The organism is Streptomyces sp. NPDC103540, from assembly GCF_055584445.1.
This window is the reverse complement of the sequence record NZ_JBVJMA010000023.1, coordinates 56,501-81,108: the sequence shown is the minus strand read 5'-3', so window position 1 is coordinate 81,108 and position 24,608 is coordinate 56,501. Positions and strand designations below refer to the sequence as shown.

Annotated in this window: 15 protein-coding genes and 1 pseudogene; 6 read left to right on the top strand and 10 right to left on the bottom strand. The window is 68.8% G+C overall.

Features of this window, described 5'->3' with window-relative positions; genetic code table 11:
• Positions 1-562 precede the first annotated feature (562 nt).
• Together ACZ6ZI_RS37060 and ACZ6ZI_RS37055 are read right to left on the bottom strand one after the other, a co-directional pair.
• Complete coding sequence (locus ACZ6ZI_RS37060; RefSeq protein WP_469528774.1) at positions 563-4,966, bottom strand: P-loop domain-containing protein; 4,404 nt, start codon at positions 4,964-4,966, stop codon at positions 563-565.
• An 890-nt stretch (positions 4,967-5,856) separates the two neighbouring features.
• Positions 5,857-10,257 (bottom strand): AAA family ATPase, encoded by a 4,401-nt coding sequence (locus tag ACZ6ZI_RS37055; protein ID WP_469528772.1) that lies wholly within the window; start codon positions 10,255-10,257, stop codon positions 5,857-5,859.
• A gap of 490 nt (positions 10,258-10,747) precedes the next feature.
• Here ACZ6ZI_RS37055 and ACZ6ZI_RS37050 point away from each other — a divergent pair.
• Positions 10,748-11,631 (top strand): annotated as a pseudogene (locus tag ACZ6ZI_RS37050) (IS5 family transposase).
• A 48-nt stretch (positions 11,632-11,679) separates the two neighbouring features.
• Here ACZ6ZI_RS37050 and ACZ6ZI_RS37045 read toward each other — a convergent pair.
• Positions 11,680-12,435: a hypothetical protein gene (locus tag ACZ6ZI_RS37045; protein ID WP_469528770.1), complete on the bottom strand. Its 756-nt coding sequence runs from the start codon at positions 12,433-12,435 to the stop codon at positions 11,680-11,682.
• A gap of 259 nt (positions 12,436-12,694) precedes the next feature.
• Between ACZ6ZI_RS37045 and ACZ6ZI_RS37040 the strand changes: the two genes are divergently transcribed.
• Positions 12,695-13,186: a DUF4279 domain-containing protein gene (locus tag ACZ6ZI_RS37040; RefSeq protein ID WP_469528768.1), complete on the top strand. Its 492-nt coding sequence runs from the start codon at positions 12,695-12,697 to the stop codon at positions 13,184-13,186.
• A gap of 617 nt (positions 13,187-13,803) precedes the next feature.
• Complete coding sequence (locus ACZ6ZI_RS37035) at positions 13,804-14,145, top strand: hypothetical protein (RefSeq protein ID WP_469528766.1); 342 nt, start codon at positions 13,804-13,806, stop codon at positions 14,143-14,145.
• A 364-nt stretch (positions 14,146-14,509) separates the two neighbouring features.
• On the opposite strand, the gene istB is transcribed toward ACZ6ZI_RS37035, so the two are convergent.
• The 3 genes from istB to ACZ6ZI_RS37020 form a co-directional block, all read right to left on the bottom strand.
• On the bottom strand, positions 14,510-15,322 hold the full coding sequence (gene istB, locus ACZ6ZI_RS37030) for an IS21-like element helper ATPase IstB (RefSeq protein WP_469528764.1): 813 nt from the start codon (positions 15,320-15,322) through the stop codon (positions 14,510-14,512).
• Positions 15,309-16,670, bottom strand: coding sequence for an IS21/IS408/IS1162 family transposase (locus tag ACZ6ZI_RS37025; protein ID WP_469528762.1), 1,362 nt, complete (start codon positions 16,668-16,670; stop codon positions 15,309-15,311). Before ACZ6ZI_RS37025 ends, istB begins: the two co-directional genes overlap by 14 nt.
• A 386-nt stretch (positions 16,671-17,056) precedes the next feature.
• Positions 17,057-17,269: a hypothetical protein gene (locus ACZ6ZI_RS37020; RefSeq protein ID WP_469528759.1), complete on the bottom strand. Its 213-nt coding sequence runs from the start codon at positions 17,267-17,269 to the stop codon at positions 17,057-17,059.
• 207 nt (positions 17,270-17,476) lie between these two features.
• On the opposite strand from ACZ6ZI_RS37020, the gene ACZ6ZI_RS37015 reads away from it, so the two are divergent.
• On the top strand, positions 17,477-18,346 hold the full coding sequence (locus ACZ6ZI_RS37015; protein ID WP_469528756.1) for a DUF4394 domain-containing protein: 870 nt from the start codon (positions 17,477-17,479) through the stop codon (positions 18,344-18,346).
• Positions 18,347-18,514: 168 nt separating this feature from the next.
• Here ACZ6ZI_RS37015 and ACZ6ZI_RS37010 read toward each other — a convergent pair whose 3' ends face one another.
• The 3 genes from ACZ6ZI_RS37010 to ACZ6ZI_RS37000 all read right to left on the bottom strand — a co-directional run bounded on the left by ACZ6ZI_RS37010 (position 18,515) and on the right by ACZ6ZI_RS37000 (position 22,982).
• Positions 18,515-19,165 carry a fasciclin domain-containing protein gene (locus ACZ6ZI_RS37010; RefSeq protein ID WP_469528754.1) on the bottom strand — a complete coding sequence of 217 codons (651 nt, stop codon included), beginning with the start codon at positions 19,163-19,165 and terminating at the stop codon, positions 18,515-18,517.
• 91 nt (positions 19,166-19,256) lie between these two features.
• Positions 19,257-20,849: a molybdopterin-dependent oxidoreductase gene (locus tag ACZ6ZI_RS37005; protein ID WP_469528751.1), complete on the bottom strand. Its 1,593-nt coding sequence runs from the start codon at positions 20,847-20,849 to the stop codon at positions 19,257-19,259.
• A gap of 66 nt (positions 20,850-20,915) precedes the next feature.
• Positions 20,916-22,982, bottom strand: a complete 2,067-nt coding sequence (locus tag ACZ6ZI_RS37000) for an MMPL family transporter (protein ID WP_469528749.1) — start codon at positions 22,980-22,982, stop codon at positions 20,916-20,918.
• 275 nt (positions 22,983-23,257) lie between these two features.
• On the opposite strand from ACZ6ZI_RS37000, the gene ACZ6ZI_RS36995 reads away from it, so the two are divergent.
• Together ACZ6ZI_RS36995 and ACZ6ZI_RS36990 are read left to right on the top strand one after the other, a co-directional pair.
• A complete protein-coding gene (locus tag ACZ6ZI_RS36995; protein ID WP_469528748.1) occupies positions 23,258-23,656 on the top strand; it encodes a hypothetical protein in 399 nt (132 codons plus the stop codon).
• A gap of 103 nt (positions 23,657-23,759) precedes the next feature.
• Positions 23,760-24,176 carry an ATP-binding protein gene (locus ACZ6ZI_RS36990; protein ID WP_469528746.1) on the top strand — a complete coding sequence of 139 codons (417 nt, stop codon included), beginning with the start codon at positions 23,760-23,762 and terminating at the stop codon, positions 24,174-24,176.
• Between the two features lie 189 nt (positions 24,177-24,365).
• Here the strand turns inward: ACZ6ZI_RS36990 and ACZ6ZI_RS36985 are convergent, their stop codons facing one another.
• Positions 24,366-24,605, bottom strand: coding sequence for a chaplin (locus tag ACZ6ZI_RS36985; protein ID WP_469528744.1), 240 nt, complete (start codon positions 24,603-24,605; stop codon positions 24,366-24,368).
• Positions 24,606-24,608 lie beyond the last annotated feature (3 nt).

The following is a 24,608-nucleotide window of genomic DNA, read 5'->3' as shown; positions in this document are numbered from 1 at the left end:
CTGGCCGTCGCTTGGCCCTCCCGGCTACAGGTCTGTGCCGACGCCGTCCAGGCAAGCGGCGCGTGTCCACACCCGTGCGGCAAGAAGCTTCTGCCGAAGGTGCGGTCGCCAGCACGGTCGAGGTGGCAGTTGAGGATGTCCTGCCGGTCGGCAATGCCGGCGAGCAGGACACGTCGACTGCGGCTTCGGGGAAGACGCCGGTCGCGAGCATGCCCGTCAGCCGGCAGGCGTCGCTACGTGCTCGCGGAGTCCGTGGCTACTCGTCAGCGCACCACCAGCAGGATTCCCCCTGGCGCGCCGGATCAGGGGGCATAGGGCAGGAGTCGTGATGGTGTGGTCGGGGATGGTAGGGGTGGGGCCGACCGCCTTGAGGCGGCCCCAAGAGCTGGTCCTGCCCGCTCGCCACCCTCTTGGACGATGGATCGTTCCATCGCGGTGCATGGCCTGTAGTGAGCCTCGTGGCGAACAGGCCGTCTTCGTGGCAGAGGAGGCACGTGAGCGGCCAGACTGGACATCTTGCGAGTCCTTGCATTTCGCCGCGGGCGCAGGCCCGTGGTTCGTCTCATTCGGTGTCTCTCGGCTCGTCGTACATCGAGGAGAGGTCAAGGCAGAGGAAGCCCGCCTCGGTACCCGCGACGAGTAGGCCGTCGGCCACGGTCAGCGAACGGATGGAGGTAGCCAAAGGCAGCGCGGTCCCCGTTCCCGTGGTGGGATCCCAGATCCGCACCGTCCCGTCCCTGCTTCCGGTGGCGAGGCGAGGGGTGCCGTCGGTGGCGGTGAACGCCGCCACCGCGTTCACCCAGTCGGTGTGGCCGGTGAGGGGCTCGCCCACCGGGGTGCCGGTGGTGGGATTCCAGATCCGCACTGTCCCGTCGCCGCTTCCGACTGCGAGGCGGGGGTTACCGTCCGGGCCGGCGAACACCGCCACCGACCGTACCCCCAAGGTGTGGCCGCGCATGGGCGCGCCCACCCGGGTGCCGGTGGTGGGATCCCAGATCAGCACCGTCCCGTCCCCGCCGCCTGTAACGAGTCGGGGGGCCCCGTCCGGGGCTGCGAACACCGCCACCGTGAAAACCCGGTGAGTGTGGCCGGTGAGGGGTTTGCCCACCGGGGTGCCGGTCGTGGAATCCCAGATCCACAACGTCCCGTCGCCGCATCCGACCGCCAGATACGGGGTGCCGTACCAGCCGGCGAACACCGCCACTGACAGCACCGCCTGGGTGTGGCCGCGCAGAGGTTGGCCGTGTTGGGTGCCGGTGGTGGGATCCCAGACCCGCACCGTCCCGTCCGTGCTTCCGGTGACGAGGCGGAGGCTGCCGTCGGTGGCGGTGAACGCCGCGACCGCGTTCACCGCCTGGGTGTGGCCGCGCAGAGGTTGGCCGTGTTGGGTGCCGGTGGTGGGATCCCAGACCCGCACCGTCCCGTCGCTGCTTCCGGTGACGAGGCGGAGGCTGCCGTCGGTGGCGGTGAACGCCGCGACCGCGTTCACCCAGTCGGCTTGGCCAGTGAAGGCACCGCCCGCCTGGGTAACTGTGGTGGGGTCCCAGATCCGCACCGTCCCGTCCCTGCTTCCGGTGGCGAGGCGGGGGGTGCCGTCGGTGGCAGTGAACGCCGCCATCGCGTCGACCCAGCCGACCTCACCGGTTAAGGGTTCGCCGACCGGGGTGCCGGTCGTGGGATCCCATATCCGTACTGTCCCGTCGCCGCTTCCGATCGCGAGGCGGGGGGTGCCGTCCGGGGCGGCGAACACCGCCACCGACCGTACCCCCAAGGTGTGGCCGGTGAGGGGTTTGCCCACCGGGGTGCCGGTTGCGGGATTCCAGATCCGCGCCGTCTCATCCCTGCTTCCGGTGACAAGGCGGGGGGTACCGTCTGGCGCGCTGAACACCGCTGTCGCTTCGATCCAGTCGGCGTGGCGGGTGCGGAATTTGCGCAGCTGGGTGCCGGTGGTGGGGTTCCAGATCCGCACCGTTTCCTTGTCGCCGATGGTGGCGAGGCGGGGGGTGCCGTCCGGGCCTGCTAACACCTCCACCACGTCCAGTAACTCGTAGCGGCCGGTGTAGAGGTCGCCCACTTGGGTGCCGGTCGCGGGATCCCAGATCTCGCTTCCGAAGGCTAGGCGGGGAGTGCCGTCCGGGGCTGCGAAAACGGCCACCACCGTCAACTGGGCGAGGTGAACGCTCATGGGCTCGCCCACCTGGGTGCCGGTGGCGGGATTCCAGATCCGCACTGTCCTGTCGCCGCCTGCGGTGGCGAGGCGGGGGGTGGCGTCGGTGGCGGTGAAGGCTGCCACCGCGTTCACCCAGTCGGTGTGGCCGGTGAGGGGCTCGCCTACCTGGGTGCCGGTGGTGGGATCCCAGATCCGCAGCGTCTCATCCGCGCTCGCGGTGACAAGGCGGGGGGTGCCGTCGGGCGCGCTGAATACCGCTATCGCGTTAACCCAGCCGGTGTGGCCGGTGAGCTGGAGGATGAGCTGGCGTTTGCGGACCTGTCCTGCGATCAGGTCAGGGAGCCGTATTCCGTGGCATTGGTGTTGTGGTTCGGCCGGTGGTGGGGTGCCTTGGAGGTAGGTGGTGCCGAGTCTGCGCCACCATCGGCGCCAGGTGACGGCGGTGGCGGTCGGTTGGTCGCGTATGGCATCGCGGGCGTGATGTTGGAGGAGGGCGGTTCCTGATATGGCGGGCGGTAGGCCTTGTGCGGTGAGGCCCTGTCCGAAGACGGCGGTAGTCAGGCTGGTGAGGTCGAGGGCGTCCAGGACTTGGGGATTGCCACCCAGGGTATGGAGGGCCTCGGAGGTGTGGCCGAGGCGCGCGTGGGCGGCGAGGTTGTGGCGGGTGTAGGGGCTGACAGTCAATGGGGTGGTGCCGGTCGTGTTCCTGTCGCGGGCGCTCGGTTGCTGCGGGGCCGAGGTCGCATGGTGGATCAGGGCTGTGGTGATGTCGGCGTGGGCCTCGGCGGTGCCGGGGGCGGTGGTGAAGTGTTGGGTGAAGGTGCGGTGGGCGAGGCGGTAGACGCTCTGCCCGTGCTCTTGGTCGAGGGCGAGGTAGGGGGCTGCGTCCTGGAGCAGTTCCTGGATGGTCCTCCGTGTCCGGGTGAGTGGGTCGCGGGCGAGGCCACTGGCGACGCGGGCCCAGATGCCGTCCTGGTCGGGCAGGCCTCGGCCCTGGGCCAGGCCGAGGGCTTGCATGAGGGGCGTGTAGTCGGGGTTCATGCGGTGCAGGCGCTCGAGGGCACGGGTGAACAGGTGGCGGTGGGTTCGGCCGATGAGCGGGGCGGGGTCGGTGATCAGGTTGGGGTCGTTGAGGAGTTCGTGGGCGGCGAGGCGCGCGTACAGGAACTGCTGTGGATGGCCGTCGCCTTGCGGGTGATCGGTGATCAAGCGGTTGACGGCGGCGGCGATGTCGGTGTCATCGGCGTGCAGGGCGCCGCGGCTCTTGGCGGCGGTGAGTTTGGCCCACAGGTAGCCGGCGAGGGCTTCGGAGTCACGGTCGACCTCGATGACGACCATTTCTTCAGCTGATCTGTCCTCGGCGGAACGTGCACGGGGTTGAAGGGCGTCGAGCATGTCGCTGTCGTCGGGTGTGGGTTGGTCGGGGCCTTCGTGGGTGGAGCGGCGGGTACCGATGATCATGCGGACTTGAGGGAGGGAGGCGAGGGGGCGCAGGAGGGTGTCGGCGATGGTCAGGGGCTGCTCGGCTTCGTCGAGGGCGTCGAACAGCAGTGTCAGTGGGAGGTGGCGCTCTCGTAGCTCGTCGAGGAGACGCTCGGCCAAGGCAGCGGTCGGCTGACCTTGCGCGGCATCGCCAGCGAGTTCGGGCAGGGCGGCGGCGTCGGCGACGAGCCGGATCGTCTGGTGGAGGGTGAGGCCGGCGAGGTGGGAGGTGAGGTCGAACGGGTCGTCCGGGCAGGGTGTCCCGGGTGAAAGCGCGGTGAGGTGGCCGCGGCGGAGAAGAATGTCGCGCATTTCACTGCGCGTGCGCAGGAGGATGTGGCCGAGGAGGGCTGATTTGCCGGCTCCGGCGGGGCCGGTGACCACGAGGGTGCCGCTTGTGGCGGTGGTGAGCCAGCGCAGGATGCGGTCGCGTTGGAGGGCTCGGCCGTGGAAATACCAGGCGAGTTCGCCGAACTCCGCGCCGGAGGCCTTGGGCACGAAGTGGCGTTGTTCGTCGGGCGGGAGTCGGTCGAGGGCGGCCTGAATTTCGTCGAGTTGATCGAGGGGGGCGGAAACGGCGGCGGCGATGTCATCGCCGACTCTGACCAGTTGGTCGTCAAGGTCGTCCGCCCTGATGTCGCTGTAGCCGCGCAGGTCTCGTGCGAGTTCCTGGCCGAGTTCGACGAGCCCGATGGCTTTCCTGCCTCGGAAAGAGACGGTCAGGGCCCGCTGCAGGGCGTGGGTGAAGGCGCCGAGTTCGGCGTGGCCGCGGGCGGCGGTGGACAGCAGCAGGTACCTTCGTGCGTCGCGGTGGCGGTGCCTCAGCGCCAGGTGAACGTCGTGGGCGAACTCTTGGGAGAAGCAGGCGTCGAGGACGACGATCGCCCAACTGTCCGCGCTGTCGGGGTGGAGCAGGCGGCTGCTGATGGCGTGGGCGAGTTCTTCGGGGAGGATGCCGTCGTCGATGGGGGCGGCGGTGCGGTGGTGGGCGAGGTGTCCGGCGCTGCCGTGGCCGACCCAGTACAACACCGAGTTGCCGATTCGACCGGCGGCGGGGCGCCTCCAGGCGCCGAGCCGGTCCTCGACCGCCTGGCGGTCGCGCTCGTGCCCGGGGACCGTCCACCGGCGCACCTGAGGGTCGAACGGGGCAAGGAGGCCGGAGATCGCTGTGACGTGCGAATCCGTTTGCAGATTGGGAAGGTCCGGGTCGCGGTAGGTGGTGAAGTTGACCGGGAAGAACTCGATTCCTCTTGCGTCATCCGGGCTGGGGTCCGCTGGCGTGTCCACAGGGTGGAGGGCTTCGGGTTCGGTCATGGGCGCGTTACCGGTTCCTGGTGTCGGAGGGCTGACGAGGTCGCGCTGGGGGATCGGTGGATGCGTGACCGTTCCCAAGGTGACCGGGTACAGGTCCGGCACGTCCGCGGTGAAGCGGGCCGTCCGTTCGCTCTGGGTCCCGGGCGAGGCGGTCGCCCGGGCGGCCGGTGATGACCGAGCGCGCGTCAGCTTCGCCGCAGCGGGGGTGGTGAGGCCGGTGACGACGGGGGGCAGGGGGTGCCGAGCATTGCGCTGATGTGGAATGTCGACCGAGCGGGCCGCAAGCTCTATCGTGGGTGGGGGCCTTGCGGTGGACATGGGTGCAGAGCGCGTTCGCCGGTTTCGCGCCAGATGGATGACGCAAGTGTCTTGTGAGAGCCCCGCCCGTGAGACCCGGCAGCACCGAGCACGCGTCCTGCGTCCGTTCTTCGAACGCCGACGGCGGTTTCCGAACGGGACGCTGCCCCCTGATCCGTGATCCTCCGATCCACATGCCTTCGACGATAGAGGACACCACCCGCCCGGGCACGGGCTTCACCAAACAAGCGATCGGTATTGTCAACAACACCGAGATGTGGACCAATGGCTGTCGTACGCCTGGGCTGGGATTGCTTCATCCGCAGTCGTCCCCCTGTTGCCGGCCTTTGTTTGCAGTCCAGCCGTGCCAGGCAGCCGAGTCGAGGGTGCGGCGAACGACTTGCTCGGCCTTGTGCCGCCCTGCCCGGTGACGTCTCAGGCAGCCTCCGAACCGTCACCACCCGGCTGCTGGACCACCTCGCCTGAGCCCCGGACGCGACCTCATCCAGACGGCGACCCGCCATACAGGGAGCGAACTCGCATATACCCGAGGTGACAGGGCGCGCACGCGATAGCAGGCACTGTGTTTTCGATCATGCCTTGTCTTTGGGTATGGCAGAAACCTCGATTGCGAGGAAGCCTGAACCGGTGCCTGCGATGAGCAGCCCCCGATGCTCCATCAGCACGCGGATTCGGTCCGCCAAGGACAACGTGCGCGCCGTCCTGTCGCGTGGATTCCAGATACGCACCGTCTGGTCACTGCTGGCGGTGGCCAGTCGGGCCGTGCCGTCGGATGCGGTGAGGACCGCCACCGCGTTCACCGGACCGGTGTGGCCCATGAGGGGCCTATCTTCTTGGGTTCGGGTGATGGGATTCCAGATCCGCACCGCTGCGTCCTCCCCGGTGGTGACAAGACGGTGGCCGCCGCGGGAACCGGTGAACACCGCCGCCGCGTACACTGCGCCTTTGTGCCCGATGAGGGGCTTGCCTTCTTGGGTGCAGGTGGTGGGATTCCAGATCCGCACCGTTTCGTCGTTCCCGGTGGTGGCGAGACGAGGGGTGCCGTCGGATGCGGTGAACACCGTCACCGCGTACACCTCACCGTGGTGGCCGATGAGCGGAAGGCCTTCCTGGGTGAGCGTGGCGGGGTTCCAGATCCGCACCGTCTCGTCGCTGCTGCCGGTGGCGAGGCGGGGGCTGCCGTCGGATGCAGTGAACACTACCAACGCGTTCACCGGACGGGTGTGGCCTATGAGGGGGCTACCTTCTTGGGCGCGGGTGAGGGGATTCCAGATTCGGACCGATTCGTCCTCCCCAGTAATGGCCAGACGGGGGGTGCCATCGGATGCAGCGAACACCGCCAACGCCTTCACCGCACCCATGTAGCCGATGAGCGGCAGACCTTGCCGGCTTGCGATGGTTGGGTTCCAGATCCGCACGATCCCGTCGTCCCCGGCGATGGCGAGGCGGGGACTGCCATCGAGCGCGTCAAAGACCGCCGCTGCCTGCACCCCCTGGTGGTCGCCGGTGAGCGGCAGGCCCTCCTGGGTGCGGGTGGTGGGGTTCCAGATTCGCACCGTCTGGTCAAAGCCGGCGGTGGCGAGGCGGGGGGTGCCGTCAGATGCGGCGAACACCGCCACCGCGGTTGCCGCACCCGTGTGGCCGGTGAGCGGCAGACCTTCCTGGGTGCGGGTGATGGGGTTCCAGATCCGCACCGTCCTGTCGTTGCTGGCGGTGACGAGGCGGGGGGTGCCGTCAGATGCGCCGAACGCCGCCATCCCGTATAGCGAGCCGGTGTGACCTACCAAGGGCGAGCCCTCTTGTGAGCGGGTGGTGAGGTTCCAGATCTGCACCCTCTGATCCAAGCCGGCAGTGGCGAGGAGGGGATTGCCGTCGGATCCTCTGAACACCGCGACCGCATTCACCTCGCCGATACGGCCTGCGAGTAGCTCACCTTCGTGCATTCCGGTAGTGGGGTTCCAGATCCGCACTGCTTCGTCGTTCCCGCTGGTTGCGAGGCGGGGGGTGCCATCGGATGCGGTGAACACCGCCACCGCATATACCGCACCGACGTGGCCTATGAGAGGCGGGCCTTCCTCCGTGCGCGTGGTGGGGTTCCAGATCCGCACCGTCTTGTCGCTGCTGACGGTCGCGAGGCGGGGGGTGCCGTCGGATGCAGTGAAGACCGCCACCGCGTTCACTGTGCCGGTGTGGCCGGTGAGAGGCGGGCCTTCTTGGGTTCTGGTGGTGGGGTTCCAGATCCGCACTGTTTTGTCGTTCCCGCTGGTTGCGAGGCGGGGGGTGCCATCGGATGCGGTGAAGACCGCCACCGCGTTCACTGTGCCTGTGTGGCCGGTGAGAGGCAGGCCTTCCTGGGTTCCGGTGGTGGGGTTCCAGATCCGCACCGTCCGGTCGCCGCTGGCGGTGGCGAGGCGAGGGGTCCCGTCGGGTGCCCCGAAAACCGCCACGGCGTTCACCCATTCTGTGTGGCCGCTGAGTTGGAGGTGGAGTTGTCGGCGTCGGACAGCGCCGAGGGTCAGGGCGGGAGGCCACGTCTCAGGGCTCTGAGTGTGGTGCTCGATGGGGGGTGGGGTGCCTTGGATGTAGGCGGTGCCGAGTCGGCGCCACCAGCGTCGCCAGGCGAGCTTCTCGTCGTTCGACCGGTCAAGTGCCAGCTCGTGGACATGGTTTTGGAAGAGGACGGTTCCGGCGACGGCGGGTGGAATCTCGTTCGGGGGCAGATCGTGGTGGAGAGCGGTGGCGGTGATACCGGAGAGGTCGAGGGTGTCGAGGACGTCGGGGTGGCCGGCGAGTTCCTGAAGGGCTCCGGCGGTGTGGCCCAGGCGGGCGTGGGTGATGAGGTGATGGCGGGTGTAGGGGCTCACGCCCTTGTCTTGTGGTGCGCCGCTCTTCGGCTCCCCTGCCTGGAGGGTTCGTCGGGCTTGACGGGCCAGTGCTTTGGTGATGGCTACGTGGGCGGCGGGGGTGTCGAGGGCGGTGGTGAAGTGTTCGGTGTAGGTGCGGTGGGCAAGGCGGTAGACGCTCTGGCCGTGTTCTTGGTCGAGGGAGAGGTAGGGCGCGGCGTCGCGGACCAGGCGGGGGATGCTGCCACCGATGCTGCCCAAAAGGTCGGGGGTGAGGGCGTCGGCGGTGTGGGTCCAGATGCCGTCCTGGTCGGGCAGGCCGCGTCCCTGGGCGAGTCCGAGAGCACGCAGGAGGGGGGTGTAGCGGGGGTCGATCCGGTGCAGGCGCTGCAGGGCGTGGGAGAAGAGCTCACGGTGGGTACGGCCGACTAGAGGTGTGGGGTCGGTCAGCAGGGTGGGGTCGTTGAGGAGTTCGTGGGCGGCGAGGCGGACGTAAAGGAAGTGCTGCGACTCGGCGCTCTCCCGTGGGTGGTCGGCGAGGAGTCGGCGGACGGCGGACTCGATGGTCGCCTCGTCGACATGCAGGGTGCCGCGCCGCCGGGCGACATGGAGTTTGGCTCTCAGATAGCCGGCGAGTGCGTCCTGGTTCCGGGACACTTCGACGTAGCCTAGATCCGTTCCGCCGGATGGGGGGCGTAGGGCGTCGAGAATGTCGGATCCGTTGGGGGTGGGCCGGTCGGGGCCCTCCCGGGTGGAGCGACGGGTCCCGACGACCATGCGGACGCGGGGGTGAGCGGCGAGGTGGCGCAGGAGGGTGTCGGCGAGGGCGAGGGGTTGCTCTGCCTCGTCGAGGGCATCGAATAGCAGGGTCAGTGGTGCGCGCCGGTCGTGGAGTCGTGCGAGGAGCCGGGCGGCGAGGTCGGCGGCGGGGTTGCCGTCGGCTGCTTCCCGGGCGAGGTCGGTCAGGCCAGCCGTCTGGGCGACGAGCTGGACAGCACGTGTGAGGGTGAGGCCCGCCAGGTGCACGGTGAGATCGAAGGGGTGATCGGGGCAGGGGACGTCGGGTGGCAGGGGCTGCAGGTGGCCATGGCGGATGAGGATTTCGCGCAGCTGGGTGCTGGTGTGGTGGAGGACGTGGCCCAGAAGGGCTGATTTCCCGGAGCCGGCGGGGCCGGTTACCACGAGAGCGCCTCTGGTGGCTGTGGTCAGCCAGCGGAGGATCTCATCACGTTCATTGGTGCGACCATGGAAGTACCATGCGAGTTCGCCGAGTTCGGCACCTGAGGCTTTGGGGAGGAAGTGACGCTGTTCGTCGACAGGCAGCTGCTCGATGACGGCCTGGAGCTCGGCGATCTGGTCCAGGGGCGCGGAGACGGCGGAGGCGGCATCGGGGAGTGTGCGGATCAGATGGTCCCGGTGGTTGTCCACGGAGTCGCCGCGGTAGCCGCGCAGGTCGCGGGCCAACTGGCTGCCGAGTTCGGCGAGGCCAATGGTCTGCTGCCCAAGGAAGGTGATGGTCAGGGCGTGTTCCAGAGCGCGAGTGAAGTCGCCGAGTTCGGCGTGGCCCTCCGCGGCGGTGGACAGCAGCAGAAACCGGTCGGCGCCACCGAACTCGGTGATCAAGGTGGTGTGCACCTTGCGGGCGAAGCCCTTGGAGAAGCAGGCGTCCAGAATGATGATGGCCCAGCCCTCCTCCGCGTCGGGGTGCAGTCGGCGTCGGCCGATGGCGCGGGCGACTTCCTCGGGGTGGACGCCGTCGTCGATGGGGGCCTGGGTGCGGTGGTGGGCGAGGTGTTCGGCACTGCCGTGACCGAGCCAGTAGAGCACCGTATTGCCGGGGTGGGAGTCAGCCAGTCGCCTCCACTCGCCGAGCCGGTCCTCGACCGCCTGCCGGTCCCGATCCTTCTCGCTGACCGTCCACGGATTGACGTGCAGTCCGTAGGGGGCGAGTAGGTCGGCGATCGCCCGCACATGCGTCTCGGTGCCCAGATCGGGCAGAAGGTCGTGCTCGTAGGCGGTGAAGTTGATCGGGAACAGCTCAACGCCACCCGCAGCAACGTACCCGGGCTCCATGTGGCCGGCGCCGGCGGGAACCTGATGGGGCAGATCGCCAGGGTCGAGGACGGTCATGGGATTGATGGCCGATGTCAGGCCGGAGGCACACCGGCTCGGACTAGCCGGCTCGCAAGCGTGTGACGGGCAAAGTCCAGGGTGATCCGGTCCGGGTCCGGCCTGTCGGCGGTGAACCGGACCGACAGAGCCCCGTGCATCCGATCCACATCGCGGCGCAGGGCATGCCCCGGGTGACCGGCGGTCGCCGAGTGCATGCTCCGGGTGTCGAGGGCCGTAGCGGTGAGAGTGGGCAGCTGTCCGAGGGTGTTGTCGAGGTGAGGAGTGCCAACACCCGTCCCGTTACCGGTGGACTCGTCTTGAGTGCGCATTTCGAGCAGCGGCGACCACCCCGAGACCCTAACGCCGAACATCGCCCCTTCAACCCCCACCGTCTCCATGAAGAACGACGATAGAGGAGGACACCGGCTCGGGGACGGGTTTGACCGAAGAAGGGCCCGGCCATAAGAGGTCCCAACAGAAGCTGTTGATCATGTGACTTTCGGTTCGGATGGTCGTTGGTCTGGCCGTGGGGAAACGTCAGTCGAGGCCGTGGATCGTGTCGGATGAACTGTGGTTGCTGATCGAGCCGTTGCTGCCCGATCCGGCGCCGAAGCAGGTGGAGGGCAGGCCGAGGGTGCCGGACCGGCAAGCCCTGTGCGGGATCCTGTTCGTCCTGCACACCGGGATCCAGTGGGAGTACCTGCCGCAGGAGCTGGGCTTCGGTTCCGGGATGACCTGCTGGCGGCGTCTGGCCGCGTGGAACGAGGCCGGTGTCTGGGACCGGCTGCACCTGGTGCTGCTGAAGAGGCTGCGGGTCGCGAAGAAACTGGACTGGTCGCGGGCGGTGATCGACTCCAGTTATGTCAGGGCCGCCCGACGAGGCCCAAAAGCGGACCCAGCCCGGTCGACCGAGGAAGGCCGGGTAGCAAGCACCACGTCCTCGTCGACGGGCAGGGCATTCCGCTCGCTGTGTCCCTGACCGGCGGAAACCGCAACGACGTCACCCAGCTGTTGCCCCTGCTCGCGAAGGTCCCGTCCGTTGCCAGCCTGGTCGGACGGCCGCGGCGACGACCTGACGTGGTGCTGGCAGACCGGGGCTACGACCATGACAAGTACCGCCGCCTCGTCTGGGCCCAGGGCGTCAAGCCGTTGATCGCCCGCCGTGGCGTTCCGCACGGCTCCGGACTCCGCGTTCAGCGCTGGGTCGTCGAGCGCACGATCGCCTGGCTGCACGGCTTCCGGCGCCTACGCGTCCGCTGGGAACGACGCGACGACATCCACGAAGCCTCGGCCTCGCCACCTGCCTCATCACCCACCGACACGTCCAACGCCTTTGTTAGGACCTCTAAATCGCGGACACCGTTGACCTGCGGAAATGCCACGGAGGGCTGATATGGGGGCGGTCCGTGCTCAGGAAGGCGACGGCTGAGGCGCCGCTGGTCAGGGCGTCGGGGAGGCCTCCGTGAGTGACATCCAGTCTCGGACCGTCTCCTGGTGCGAACCGTTCACCGTGCTCGCGGCCACTGCCTCGGCTTGCTCGATTGAGCATGGCGCTCCTGCGCGGGTGAGTAGGATTAGTGGCCACCCGGGTCCGGTGCCGACTGGCTCGCCATCGAAGGGCGTCCACTCCCAGGGGCCGTCGAACCGCCATGCCCGGCCCGTGGCGTCGGCGACCTCGTCGCGCAGGTCGAGGTGGGCGTACGGCCGCATCAACAGTTCAAAGCCGAAAGGGACTCCGTCGTCGGGATGAATTGTGTATCCCGAGCCGTCGAGATGGCTCCCGTCCGGAAACTCGCGGTAGGACACGCCGCGGCGCAGCACCGCCACCGTCTGTCGCGGGCGGGGCAACCAGCCCGTCTCAAGGGGCGGGTCATGGTGGTCGACGGCCGTCACGTGGACCAAGGTCGGTGGCACTCCAACCCGACAGATGTCTCCTGCCTTCAGATGTTGGGGCGGCGGTTCGGTACGGAACAGTTCCGCCTGCACGTCAGGCGCGGCGCACTCGCCGGCGTCCACGCCCAGGGCAACGACACCGTTCCAGTGGAGGAAGTCGCTGTCGCTGTCGATTTCCCACCAGGGCCAGCGCACGGACACATAGTCCCAGGTCACGCCCTGCTCGACTCTGGCCAGCGTGAAGGGACAGGCGACCGACAACACGTCGCCGACCCGGAAGTCCCGCGCATCCGCATCCATCATCGAGCCAGGATAGAGGGGGCCTCTTCGCGTTCCGACGGGGCCTACCCACCGGGCTGACCGGGCGTGGGGCCAAGCGCGATGCGCCCCGGGGCCAACAAGAACGCTCAGGGGCTTCCCAATGGAGAAGTCAAACAGCTCGGGAGGCAGCTGCGGGTAGTGGAGTCGTTCCTCAGATGTCTTGACCATGGCCCCGCTGGGCGTCGGGCCTCACTCACAGTCAGGCGAGTGGGGATGAAAGGTGACCGCGTATTCTCCGGGGATGCCTCTCCACCAGTACGTCTACTTCGCTCTGTCCAGCCGAAGCATCACCGCGCAGGAGATAACTGATGCGCTGGGTATCGAGCCTGACGTGACACGAGTGCACAACCGGCGCGGCCTGCCCGTCGACCCGGCGAGACCGTTCAGTCAAAGCTGGAAGGTCGTGTGCAGGGAACCGGGCCTGTGCGTGGACGAACAGATCGCGCACGTCCTGGGCCGTCTCCGACCTCAGACCGACCGCATAGCCGAGCTCATGAAGCAGTACAACAGTGCACACGGCGAAGACGAGCCGTACCTGGAAGCCAGGCTGGAGGTGGTGCGCTATTTCAACGATGCCGAGCAGCAGGATGAGGCCGGGCGGCCGCAGGATAGGGACGAGCACAACCTCTTCGGCTGGGCGCTCGACCGCGAGGCAATCGCCTTTCTTGCCGCTACTGGCACGCTTCTGGACGTCGATGAGTACGACATGACCCCTTCACCGCCGTCAGCCTGAGCGCGATCTCAGCATTCGCGTCAGCACTTGACCTGCGCGGCTCTCACTCAACGACAGTGGACAGACCTCGATCTCTCACATCCATGACCGTGAGCCCCCCTGAGACAGCCCCGACCAGCAGGAACACGCCAAGGCCCACTGTCTCTCACACCACTGTCACCAAACCGAGAGATCGCATCACGGCCTCGATCCCCCGGAACGCGCTTGTGAACGGGCACGCCCGCGTCAGTCGGCCGTCCTCCCGATTGGCACCCGACGGCAGCAGCTTGGTCACCTCGTGACAGCCATGATCACCACCAAAGCACGGTGACAGCAGGGTCAATGCACTCGGCCCCGGCTGACTCCCACTCGCTGCCACGAGCGCACCCATTCACACCCGATGCACACCACCCGTCGGCCGCCAGTTCCGAATCCATGACGCCCATCACCCATCGAGGCCCTTGATGAACGCGCCCGACCCCCCAGGCTCCTACTGATGCCGATCTCGAATTTTCCCCACTGCGGCTCTTCGCCCCAGTTGGTTCACGGAGTGAACCAACTGGGGAAGGCAGGGAGCGAGCGCGGGCATGACTGGTTGCTCTTCGACGAGTGTCAGAGCTGTGGGGGATGATCGGGCCATGCTGCAAGCGAGAGACGAGCACGGTCGTCAGGTGAGGAATCCGGGGCCCACGGCCTTGAGCCGGATGGTGGCGAACCTCAGCCGGGGCAACGCCTTCGTGATCGTCGAGCGAGTCGACGATGAGGCGGCCGGCGATTGGTATGTGCAGGTGTGGCTGAGGGATGACAACACCTATCAGCTGGAGTTCCGTGACGGGACGGCGGCAGAGCACTACCAGACCCGGACGATCTCCCAGGAAAAGGTGATCGCCGCCCTGAGCGGCTGGGCCAAGGGGCGCCCGGGCTGGAAGGACGTCTTCATGTGGAACAACATCGGTGCCTCGTTCGAAAACGCCGACTGACCCTGCCGCCGCCTGGGGCCGACAGGGTCAGTGACGTGCGTTCGCTCAGCTGCGACGCATGGGGATGACGTCGGGACTTGCTGCGGGGATGGTGGGCCGCGCGGCCTCGGGGGTGGCGAGAAGCGCGACGATGGTGACGGGTTTGTCGCAGTGCGGGCAGTTGCGGGTAGCTGTGGGCGTCAGGGGTGTGGGTGCCGGCGACTGCCGCGTGACCACGTCGGTTTCCGCTGCGTTGATGGCTTCGTCGCGTTCACGGCGTCGCCGCCTGGCTGCTTCAGCTTTGCAGCGGGGGGTGCAGTAAGTGTGGCGGGTTGCCTGGGGGTTGACCTGGAATTGGGTCCAGCAGATGGGGCAAGCCCGGAGTTCAACCAGCACGTCCGGTCACCCCTTTGCGGAGGTTGTCGGAGTGGGACTGGTGCGAGCGGAGGCGGTAGGAGGGTCCGTCGATGCCGACTACGGCGGCTCGGTGAAGGAGCCGGTCGAGCATCGCGGCGGCGACGGTCGCATCGCCGAAGGCACCTGCCCAGTCGGCAATACCGACATTTGTCGTGAGGATCGTGCTCGACTTCAGATACCTCTGGTTGATCACCTGGAAGAGGGCCGAGGCGCCGTCGCCAGGCAGCGGGAGGTATCCGAGCTCGTCGATCACGAGCAGGCGGGGGCCAGCGAAGAACCGCATGATGCTCGACCAGCGGCCTTCGAGTGCGGCCTTGTGACACTTGGCGGCGAGTTCGGCGGCGGTGGTGAAGTAGACGCGGTGGCCGGCGTCGACCGCTGAGCGGGCGAGTGCGACGGCCAGCATCGTCTTGCCGACGCCGGGCGGGCCGACCAGCAGGACGTTGGAGGCGTTGTCGAGGAACCGCAGGGTGGCCAGGTCGCGGATGAGTTTCTCGTCGACGCCGGGCTGTGCGGCGAAGTCGAAGTCGTTGAGGGTCCATGGTTCTGGCAGGCAGGCGAACCTCAGTCGGGACGAGAGTTTGCGTGCTTCGGTCGCCTCGACTCCGATCTCGAGGAGTTTCTCCAAGGCGGTGGTGAGGGTCATCCGCTCGGCGCGGGCCTGGTCCAGGACGCGGGGAAGGGCTTCGGCGGCGTCGTTGAGTTTCAGATAGGACAGGTGGCCTCGCAGCTGCTGGTAGCGGCGGGCCTCGCTCATCGGCATGGTGTCACTCGCTCTCACGCTCCTGGCCTTCGTGGGTGGGGGCCTGCCGTAGCCGGTCGGCGACGGCGGCGTAGTGAGACAGGTCGATGACGACCCGGTTCGCGACGTCCGATTCAGGTCGGCCGCGAAGCTTCTCGGCTTCCGCCTGGGCCGCGGCCGACGGGGGCCGGCGGACCTTGGTGCGGCAGGGAGCCTTGTCGGAGAACAAGGCGAGAACGGCTCGTTCGAGGGCGATGACGTGCCCGGCGTCCCGGATGGTCTGGCCGGCTCCGTCCGGTGCCCGGCGGTGGTGGGCGATGACCGCGCGGCCGGCGGTGACCACATGCAGGTCGTCCTCGCCGAGGCGGATCCGGACCGTCACGTGGGCGCCGGTCAGCCCGGGCGGGACGGAGTAGTGGTTGCCGGCGAAGGAGACCAGTCCTTGCGGGCTGACGACTCGGGTCTGCTCCAGCTCGGCGGGGAAGGGGCGGGTCGGCAGGTCCAGCAGCGGCTCGGATGCGGCGAGCGCTGCGACCGTGGTCAAGGCTCCGTCGAGCTTGCGCTTGCGGCTGTCCATCTGGACGGCCAGCTTGTCCACGCCATTCTGGCCTGCCTCGATGCTGATGCCGTCCGGGACGGTTCGCCACCAGCGCTGGGCCGCTGAGTGGTTGGCCTTCTCGACGACACCCTTGCGGTTGCCCCGCCGGGGCGGGCAGATGTCGATGCCGGCCCCGTAGTACTTTGCGACGGCGGCGAAGGTCGGAAGGATCCGTCCGGTCGGCGGGTGGCAAACGGTGGCCATCCGGTCGAACCGCCACCTCCGGGCGGTTCCGCCCAGCCGCCGCAGCACCGCGTCGATGGCCTGGACCAGGTGCGGGAAGGTCTCTGCCTCCGCGAGTACGGCCCGCCACCGGCCCGAGTGGGCCAGGGCGCCGACGAGGAGATGCGCGTTGGCGCCGACGCCCCACTCCGCGGGCGGGTCCGGGAGCTCGACCCAGTCGAACTGGATCTCCTCGCCCGGAGGATGCGCGATGATCGCCACGTCGCGGCCGCTTGACGCCCGGCAGGGTTCGCAGTGAGGTCGCGCTTTGTATCGCCGAAGGGCCCGGGTGAAGGTTGAGTAGCCGCCCGAATAGCCGAGGTCCACCACTTCGTCGAAGAGCGTCGAGGCCCACAAGTGGGGGTCGTCGCTGAGTCGTTGGCGGCAATACTCCAAGAAGGGCATGAACGCGTCCGGCGGTTGACGTCGGTATCCGGAGACTCGCTCGCCATTCAGATACGCGCGGATGGTCTTGCGGTCATGCCCCAGGTGCCGTGCGATCGCCGAGATCGACCAGCCCTGGCGACGCAGTGCGTGGGCATCCACGTCTTCCTCCCAGGTGAGCATCCAGGGCCCTTCAACAGCCCGAACTCCGTGCTCACGCAGGCTCTCCACGACACGCCGACACCAGTTCGACACGCCGGGAAGATCACGCAATGGGTGGGGAGATCACCTGAGCAGGTTTGGCCACCTGAAGAGCGACACCTGGGGAGATTCAAAGAGCGCCATCAGCCCCTCGCTGAATCGCGCATCGGCGATCAGTAACCTTTTGCGTAACTGTTCGCAGGTCATGCATAGGCAACGACGCCGCCACGGACCAGGAACCGGCCGCCGCCACGGCTCTGGCCTGCCGCGGCAGCATCAGGCTGGGCTCCCCGGATGACCAGTGCGAGTGGAAGCAAGGACGCCCGCCACCGAAGGCGGCTCTTGCACCACGTAGGCCACCGGCCGCTTCACAGCCATGGTCGACAGGCATCACTGCCGCCCGCCGCCGTCTGGTCCGGTGCCAGCAGGCCTGCGGCGGGCCCTGGGGCAACGACGGCGGCCAGGGAGCGGGGCAGCGCCTCGGGCCAGCCCAGCAGCCGCAGTCCGTGCACCGCGTCACCCGCACGACGCAGTTCGAGTCCGGCGCAGTCCGTCGGCTGCCAGCCGGTAGGCGATTCCATGCTCGCACCCTCTTCAGGCGTGGCACGTGTCGCGTGCTGAAGCGGGTCGCGGCGCGCCGCAGGCCACCCGGCTGGAGCAGCGAATTGTTCGATGCGTGGGCCGGGCGGGTGACTTTCAGCCAGGTGGCCTGTCCACTGCGGTGGCGGTGACGAATCCCGTATGAGCCGTCGGCCAACCTGACCGAGGCATCCATACCGGGAGAGATCATGCGAAACCGTACCGTGACCGCCGTATCCGCTGCCGTGCTCGCCGCTCTGTGCGCGGCGCCCGCCCTGGCCGCGTCCGACACCCCGCCGCAGACCCTGCCCGCCCACGACCACAAGGCGTTGCACGCGATCGGGCTGACCGGCGATCAGCGTCTGGTCGAGTTCGACGTGCACAAGCCGTTCAAGACCTGGTCGCTGGGCAAGGTCTCGGGTCTGTCCGGGGACACCAGGCTCGTCGGCATCGACTTCCGTGTCCAGAACGAAAAGCTGTACGGCGTCGGCGACAGGGGCGGCGTCTACACCCTGAACACCGACAATGCCACCGCGACGAAGGTGTCCCAGCTGACCGTCGGGCTGGCCGGGACCGCGTTCGGCGTGGACTTCAACCCGGCGGCCAACCGGCTGCGGGTCATCTCCGACACCGGCCAGAACCTGCGCCACAACATCGACGACCCGGCCGGCATGCTGACCACCACCGACGACGGCACCCTGACCAACCCCACCACGCCGCCCTCGACCGCGATGGGGGTGACTGGCGCTGCCTACACCAACAACGACCTGAACGCCGCCACCGCGACGACCCTGTTCGATCTTGACACGAACCTCGACCGGATCTCCTTGCAGTCCCCTGCCAACGCGGGCACCCTCGCACCCACCGGCAGCCTCGGGGTGAACGCCGATCTGGACGCCGGATTCGACATCTACTACAACCCTGCCGCGGGAACCAACCACGGCTTCGCCGCCATCGGCACCGGCGGTGCCTACCGCCTGTACTCGGTCGACGTGCTGACCGGCAAGGCCACCGACAAGGGCGCCTTCCCGAGCAAGTACCAGGTCACCGACCTGGCCCTGCCCATCAACCAGAAGTAGCCGCACCCTCTGCCGCCAGGCCCGCGCACCCCATCCCGACAGGGGAGCAATGCGCTGGGTCGGGTCTGCCAGGTGATCCACGCAAAGAGGCCGGTCATGTCGGTGGCCCTGCACCCTCAGGGGGAAGGGTGCAGGGCCACCACTCTTTGGGGGGCTTCCTGGTGCCGGTTACTTCGGCATCAGGACGGTGTCGACGATGTAGACGTTGGCGTTGGCGGTCTTGACGTTGCCGCAGACCACGTTGGAGGTGTCGTTGACCTTGTAGGCCTCGCCGGAGCCCTTCGTTGTGACCGTGCCCTTCTGCAGGGTTTCGAAGGAGCCGTTCTCGAGCTGCTTGGGGGTGAGCTTCTGGCCGACGACGTGGTAGGTGAGGATCTTGGTCAGGGTGGCCTTGTCGGCGAGGACCTTGTCGAGGTCGGCCTTCGGGATCTTCGCGAAGGCGTCGTTGGTCGGCGCGAAGACGGTGATGTCCTTGGCGTTGTTGAGGGTGTCGACGAGGCCGGCCTGCTTGACGGCCGCCACGAGGGTGGACAGGGCGGGGTTGTTGGAGGCTGCGGTGGCGACGGGGTCCTTGGCCATGCCGTCGAAGGAACCCGCGCCCTCCTTGGGTACACCGGCGCAGGCGGAGCCGAAGGGCTGGTCGCCGGTCATCGAATCGCCCGCTGGGGTGCTCTCGCCGGTCTTGGCCTGGTCGCCGGCGGCCGCGGTGGGGGCGGCCTTGGTGTCGCTGCCGGAGTCGGAGCACGCGGCCAGCGAGAAGGGCAGCAGGGCGGCTGCGGCGACGGCGATCGCGGTACGGCGGATCTTCATGCTGTTCATGATCGATTGCTCCTTGAAAATGTTTCTCTGAGGGTGTTGAGGTGGTTGGTCGTGCTGCCCGGGACGTGGCCTTGCGGCCGCGCCGGGTGGTCTAGGGGACGGTCACGAAGACGCTGTGCCAGCCGCTCGCTCCGTCGGGGATGGTCCGTGCGCGCTGCTCGGTCTGCACCGTTGCGGTGCCGTCGGTGGCGCGGACGGTGATGGTGTGGCCGCCGGGGGTGGCCTGCCAGGGGTAGGACCACTGGCGCCAGGTGTCGACGCCAGCCTGCGGGGCGAGGTCAGCGTCCTGCCAGGGACCGTCGTCGATACGGATCTCGACGCGGGTGATGCCGCGGCGCTGTGCCCAGGCGACCCCGGCGACCGTGATGGTGCCGGCGGCCGGGCGGCCGAAGGGCTTGGGGGTGTCGATGCGCGCCTGGGTCTTGATCGGCGCCTTGCGGGCCCACTTCCGCTTGACCCAGTACGGGTCGTAGGCGTCGAAGGTGGTGAGTTCGATGTCTGTGATCCACTTGCAGGCCGACACGTACCCGTAGAGGCCGGGGACGAGCATGCGGACGGGGAAGCCGTGGTCGAACGGCAGGGGTTCGCCGTTCATGCCGACCGCGAGCAGCGCGTCCCGGCCGTCCATCACATCCTCGACCGGCGAGCCGAGGGTCATCCCGTCCACCGACCGGGCCACCAGCTGATCCGCCGTGCCGCCCCGGGACGGGGGCCGGACGCCGGCCTCCTTGAGGAGGGCGGCGAGGGGCACGCCGAGCCAGCGGGCGTTGCCGATGTAGGGGCCGCCGACCTCGTTGGAGACACAGGTGAGGGTGATATCGCGTTCGATGAGGGGGCGGGCCAGAAGTTGATCGAGGGTGTAGGTGCGGGGGCGGGTGATCCCTTTGCCGTGGATGCGCAGGCGCCAGGTGCCGGCGTCGACCTTGGGGACGGTGAGGGCGGTGTCGACGCGGTAGAAGTCAGCGTTGGGGGTGGTGAAGGCTGTAATGCCGGGCACTTTCAACTGGACCCCGGCCGGGACTGCGGGGGCCGCGGAGGCAGGCGCCGGAAGGACCAGACCTTCACGGGAGGCGAGCGCGCCTTGGCCTTGGCGGCCGGTGAAGAACCGGCCGAGTACGCCGGCCGAGGTTGCCGCCACAGCGGTCACGCCGGCCGCGGTCAGGAATCCGCGCCTGCTCCACCCGCCCGCGCCGCCCCCGCCGTCCGCACCGGCCGGAGCCGGTCCGGGTACGGCTTTGGACGCGAGGACGTACAGCACGAGGGCTCCCGCGACCGCCCCGACGATCGAGGGCAGTGCGTCACCGATACCGGTGGAGTCGGGACGGCTGAAGGCCGCCACGGCGCCGACGATTCCGAACAGCAGCACGCCCGCGGCGCCGGCACGCCGGTGAGAGAGGGCGAGGACGCCCAAGCCGACGGCGATGACAGCGAGAATCGCCAGGATGCCCAGTTGCAGGACGATCTTGTCGTTCTCCCCGAACGTGCGGATCGCGAAGTCCTTCACCGCGGCAGGGGTCCGGTCGATCACCGCGCCCCCGACCACCGTCACGGGACCGGCCGCCGGCCGCACCAGCCCGGCGACCAGCTCGGCCACAGCCAAGGCCGTGAACGCGGCCAGAACTCCGGCCAGCGCGCCCCGGGCGGTGTAGGAGAGGGTGCTGCGGAAGCTGCTCACACTCGGCATTCGGCAGCCCCCGCCCGGCGGATTGGTCCCACCTCCGAAAGAGTGAACCGTCCGGCTGTGTTGCCTTCACAGCGCAGAGGCTGAGGCCGCGGGCTGCCCGGGGTCACCGGCGTCCGGTGCCGGACTGGTGTCGGGGCGGGGTCGGTCGCCGGGGAGACGGGCCGGCCACCAGGTGCGGTGGCCGAGGTCGAGGATGAGGGCGGGGACGAGGAAGAGGCGTACAAGGAGGGTGTCGATGAGAACGCCGATGGCGACGATGCAGCCGATCTGGGCGAGATAGAGCAGCGGCATCACGGTGAGGGCGGCGAAGGTGGCGGCCAGAATGATCCCAGCGGCGCTGATGACGCCGCTCGTGGTCTCCAGTCCCTTGTGTACCCCGGCTGTTGTGCCGTGGTGGAGGGCTTCGGCGCGGATGCGGTGGACGAGGAAGACGTTGTAGTCCACGCCGAGCGCGACGAGGAAGACGAAGGAGAACAGCACCACGGCCGGCTCGGTCACGCTGTTGCCGGTAACCAGGTGGAAGACGAGGGCGGCGGCCCCGAACGCGGTGAACAGGCTGATCCACGCGGCCGCGACGAAGAGCAACGGCAGCAGCAGGCAGCGCAGCAGAACGATCAGGACAGCCAAGACGACCGCCAGCACCAGCGGCATGATCAGGCGATGTCCGTCGACAGAGGCATGGTGCAGGTCGGTGATCTGTGCGCTCTGGCCGCCGACCAGCGCCCCGGTCCCGGCCAGCGAGGCACGCAGCCGGGTCACCGTGTCGCGGGCGCTGAGACTGTCCGGGGCGTCCGTCAGGGTTGCCAGAACCGTCGTCTTCCCCTCGGGCCGGGCGGGGACCGCGGTGGTGGCCGCCACGCCGGGCGTCGCGGCAGCCCGGTCGCGCACCTCGGACGCATGTGCGGCGGGCACGACGATGATCAGGGGGCTGGCGGTGCCGGCGGGGAAGTGGCGGGCGAGGACCTGGTGCCCGGCGACGGAAGGCGAACCGGCCGGCAGGGCCTGGTGCAGAGGCACACCTGTCTGCCCCAGAAGCGGGGCGCAGGCCGCTCCCACGGCGAGTAGCAGCAGACAGCCGGCCCATACCCGGCGCGGCCGGTGCTCGATGGCACGGGCAGCCTTCGGCCACGGGCCGCCCCGAGTCTTCGTTGCTGCGTCCGGTCGCAGTGCCCGCCGTCCGCAGAGCACGAGGACGGCGGGGAGGAAGGTCAGGGATACGACGGCGCAGCACGCCATGGCGATCACGACGGCCGGTCCCAGTGCCTGCTCGGTGGGCAGGTCACTGAAGGTGAGGGTCATCATGGCGCAGGCGATGGTCGCGGCGCTGGCCAGGACCGGTGGTGCGGTGGCCCGGCACGCCGCGGCCATCGCCCGGGCGGCATCGGGCTGTTCGGCGAGTTCTTCGCGGTGGCGGGCCGCCAGCAGGAGGGCGTAGTCGGTGCTCGCACCGATCACCAGGACGAACACGATCCCCTGGGTCTGGCCGTCAAGCGGCAACCATCCCGACCGCGCCAGCGCGTACAGGGCGGCGCAGGATACGGCGAGCGCCAGCAGGGAGCCCGCGATCACCAGCAGCGGCATCAGGACGCTTCGGTAGACGGCCAGCAGGATCAGCAGGACGCCGGCGAGGGTGACGGCCAGCAGGGTGCCGTCGATCTCCGCGAACGCCCCGTCGAGATCGGCCTGCGCCGCTGCCGGGCCCGCCAGGTCGACGGTCGTTCCGCCGACCGCGGCGGCCGTCTGTCGGATGTCCTTGAGGTGGGCGGGCAGGTCGGCCGGTCCTGCGGCGATCACGGCGGTGAGAGCCCGGGCATCCGGGGCGAGGACCGGCACGGCACCGGGTCCGGCCATACGGGCGGTGACCTGACGGGCCGCCTCCCGCTGACCCGGGGTGATCTGCCCGCCGTCCTGGCCGGGGGTCCAGATCACCGCGACGGGCAGCGGCTCGTCCACTCCAGCCGGGTTGAGCAGCCGGGCAACCCGGGCGGACTCGGCCCCGGCCGGCAGATGCACATCCTGCCCAACCTGCGCCACCTCGCCGAGACGGACGGTGTAGGGGACGGCGGCGACGGCAAGGGCCAGCCACAGCAGGAGCACCACGAGGAGCCCTGTTCGATGCGACTTCCACACCACGTGGGGCGCCTTCCGATCGTGGCGGCGGACGCCGCCCAGCGGCCCGGCGGCAGCCTGCGGCACCTTCCGGGATGGATGTACAGCGGCGATTCGACGCCAGAGCGCAGCCAGGATGGGATTCGTGCACTGATGTCACCTGATCGGTTAAAACTTGCGGTTTGAGTGCCATGCGCAATCCGTGTGGCGTTTCGCCTCGAATCCTTCGCGTGAGGCTCCTGTTGGGGCCCGCAGCACACCGAGTTCCACGATCGACTGGAGCAAAGGAGGTGAGTGCGATGACCGCATCCCTGACCGTGCGCAGGCTGGTGGCCTCCGCGGCGTCAGCCGGACTGCTGGCCGGCGCGTCCGTGCTGGGCGTCTCCGCCCCGGCGAGCGCCACGCCGGCACCGTCCGCAGCGGCCTCGACGGTCACCGGCGACCGGGACCACCGGCACGACCGGTGGGACCGTCATGACCGGTGCAGCTGGGTGAAGGGGCACTGGGCCAAGAAGTGGGTCAAGGGCCACGCCGCATGGAAGTGGCACCAGGGCACCTGGCACCACGGCTACCGGGACCAGCACGGGAAGTGGCACGACGGATGGTCTGGCAAGGGCTACTGGAAGCAGCACTGGGTGCCTGGCCACTACGTCAGCCACTGGGTGCCCAGCCACTGGAACTGCCACGACAAGTGGTAGACCCGGCAGGGCCGTCGTGGGGTTCCGGACTCACCGGAGCCCCACTCCCCTCCCCTCCGCCCCGGTCTCCGGTCACGGGGTCCCTCAACCGTGAGGAATGATCATGGACACCGCTATCGCGTCCTGCGGGTGTCCGGCCACGCTGCACATCCAGCTCCCCCCGGGTGCGCAGGCTGCCCGGCAGGCCCGAGAGGCGACGGCCCGCATGCTGAACCTGGAGCCGGCTGTCTGCCCGTGTGCTGTCGCCGAGGACCTTGTGCTCATCGTCTCCGAACTGGTGACCAATGCGGTCCTGCATGCGAAGGGCCCCTATGCGCTCACGGTCGGCATGGAAGCGGGTCGGGCGGGTATCGCGGTCAGTGACGGCTCCTGCGACCTGTCCGGACACCAATCAGGCGGCGGCACGCAGCGGATCGCGCCGGGCGGCCGCGGGCTGAAGATCGTCCGGGCGCTCGGCGCCGACGTCTTCGTCAGCCGCTCGGGCATCGGCAAGCAGGTCATCGCGGTCCTCACCTGGTAGCCCGCGCAGAAGCAGGCAGGGTGCTGCGGGTGGCTGTGCCGACAGCCACCCGCAGCCGACCCGCACCGGTACGGATTCGCACGCAACGCATCCCCGAATGCGCCGTGCGCCCCGTGCCAGGTCAGGTCACCGGTCCGCGCCTCCCCGTCTTGACGGCGCCGGACCGGGGCTCTTTCCGCGGGGCGGAGGTCAGGTGTTGATGCAGGTGTTGCCGAAGGACGGGTTCAGCAGTCCGATGATGCTGACGCTGTTGCCGCAGGCGTTGACCGGGATGTGGATGGGCACCTGGATCAGGTTGCCCGAGCCCACGCCCGGCGAGTAGGCGGCCACACCCTGCGCTCCCGCGTCGGCGGCGGCTATCGACGCCCCTCCCACGACTACCGCGCCGGCCGCCAGCACCAAGGCCAGACCTCGCCGTACACCAACCATGTT

What these genes read in the sequence shown, in the direction of transcription:
- ACZ6ZI_RS37060 (WP_469528774.1), bottom strand. Translation starts at nt 4,966, where the DNA reads ATGACCGAACCCGAAGCCCTCCACCCTGTGGACACGCCAGCGGACCCC.
- ACZ6ZI_RS37055 (WP_469528772.1), bottom strand. Translation starts at nt 10,257, where the DNA reads ATGACCGTCCTCGACCCTGGCGATCTGCCCCATCAGGTTCCCGCCGGC.
- ACZ6ZI_RS37045 (WP_469528770.1), bottom strand. Translation starts at nt 12,435, where the DNA reads ATGATGGATGCGGATGCGCGGGACTTCCGGGTCGGCGACGTGTTGTCG.
- ACZ6ZI_RS37040 (WP_469528768.1), top strand. Translation starts at nt 12,695, where the DNA reads ATGCCTCTCCACCAGTACGTCTACTTCGCTCTGTCCAGCCGAAGCATC.
- ACZ6ZI_RS37035 (WP_469528766.1), top strand. Translation starts at nt 13,804, where the DNA reads ATGCTGCAAGCGAGAGACGAGCACGGTCGTCAGGTGAGGAATCCGGGG.
- ACZ6ZI_RS37025 (WP_469528762.1), bottom strand. Translation starts at nt 16,670, where the DNA reads ATGCTCACCTGGGAGGAAGACGTGGATGCCCACGCACTGCGTCGCCAG.
- ACZ6ZI_RS37020 (WP_469528759.1), bottom strand. Translation starts at nt 17,269, where the DNA reads ATGGAATCGCCTACCGGCTGGCAGCCGACGGACTGCGCCGGACTCGAA.
- ACZ6ZI_RS37015 (WP_469528756.1), top strand. Translation starts at nt 17,477, where the DNA reads ATGCGAAACCGTACCGTGACCGCCGTATCCGCTGCCGTGCTCGCCGCT.
- ACZ6ZI_RS37010 (WP_469528754.1), bottom strand. Translation starts at nt 19,165, where the DNA reads ATGAACAGCATGAAGATCCGCCGTACCGCGATCGCCGTCGCCGCAGCC.
- ACZ6ZI_RS37005 (WP_469528751.1), bottom strand. Translation starts at nt 20,849, where the DNA reads ATGCCGAGTGTGAGCAGCTTCCGCAGCACCCTCTCCTACACCGCCCGG.
- ACZ6ZI_RS36995 (WP_469528748.1), top strand. Translation starts at nt 23,258, where the DNA reads ATGACCGCATCCCTGACCGTGCGCAGGCTGGTGGCCTCCGCGGCGTCA.
- ACZ6ZI_RS36990 (WP_469528746.1), top strand. Translation starts at nt 23,760, where the DNA reads ATGGACACCGCTATCGCGTCCTGCGGGTGTCCGGCCACGCTGCACATC.
- ACZ6ZI_RS36985 (WP_469528744.1), bottom strand. Translation starts at nt 24,605, where the DNA reads ATGGTTGGTGTACGGCGAGGTCTGGCCTTGGTGCTGGCGGCCGGCGCG.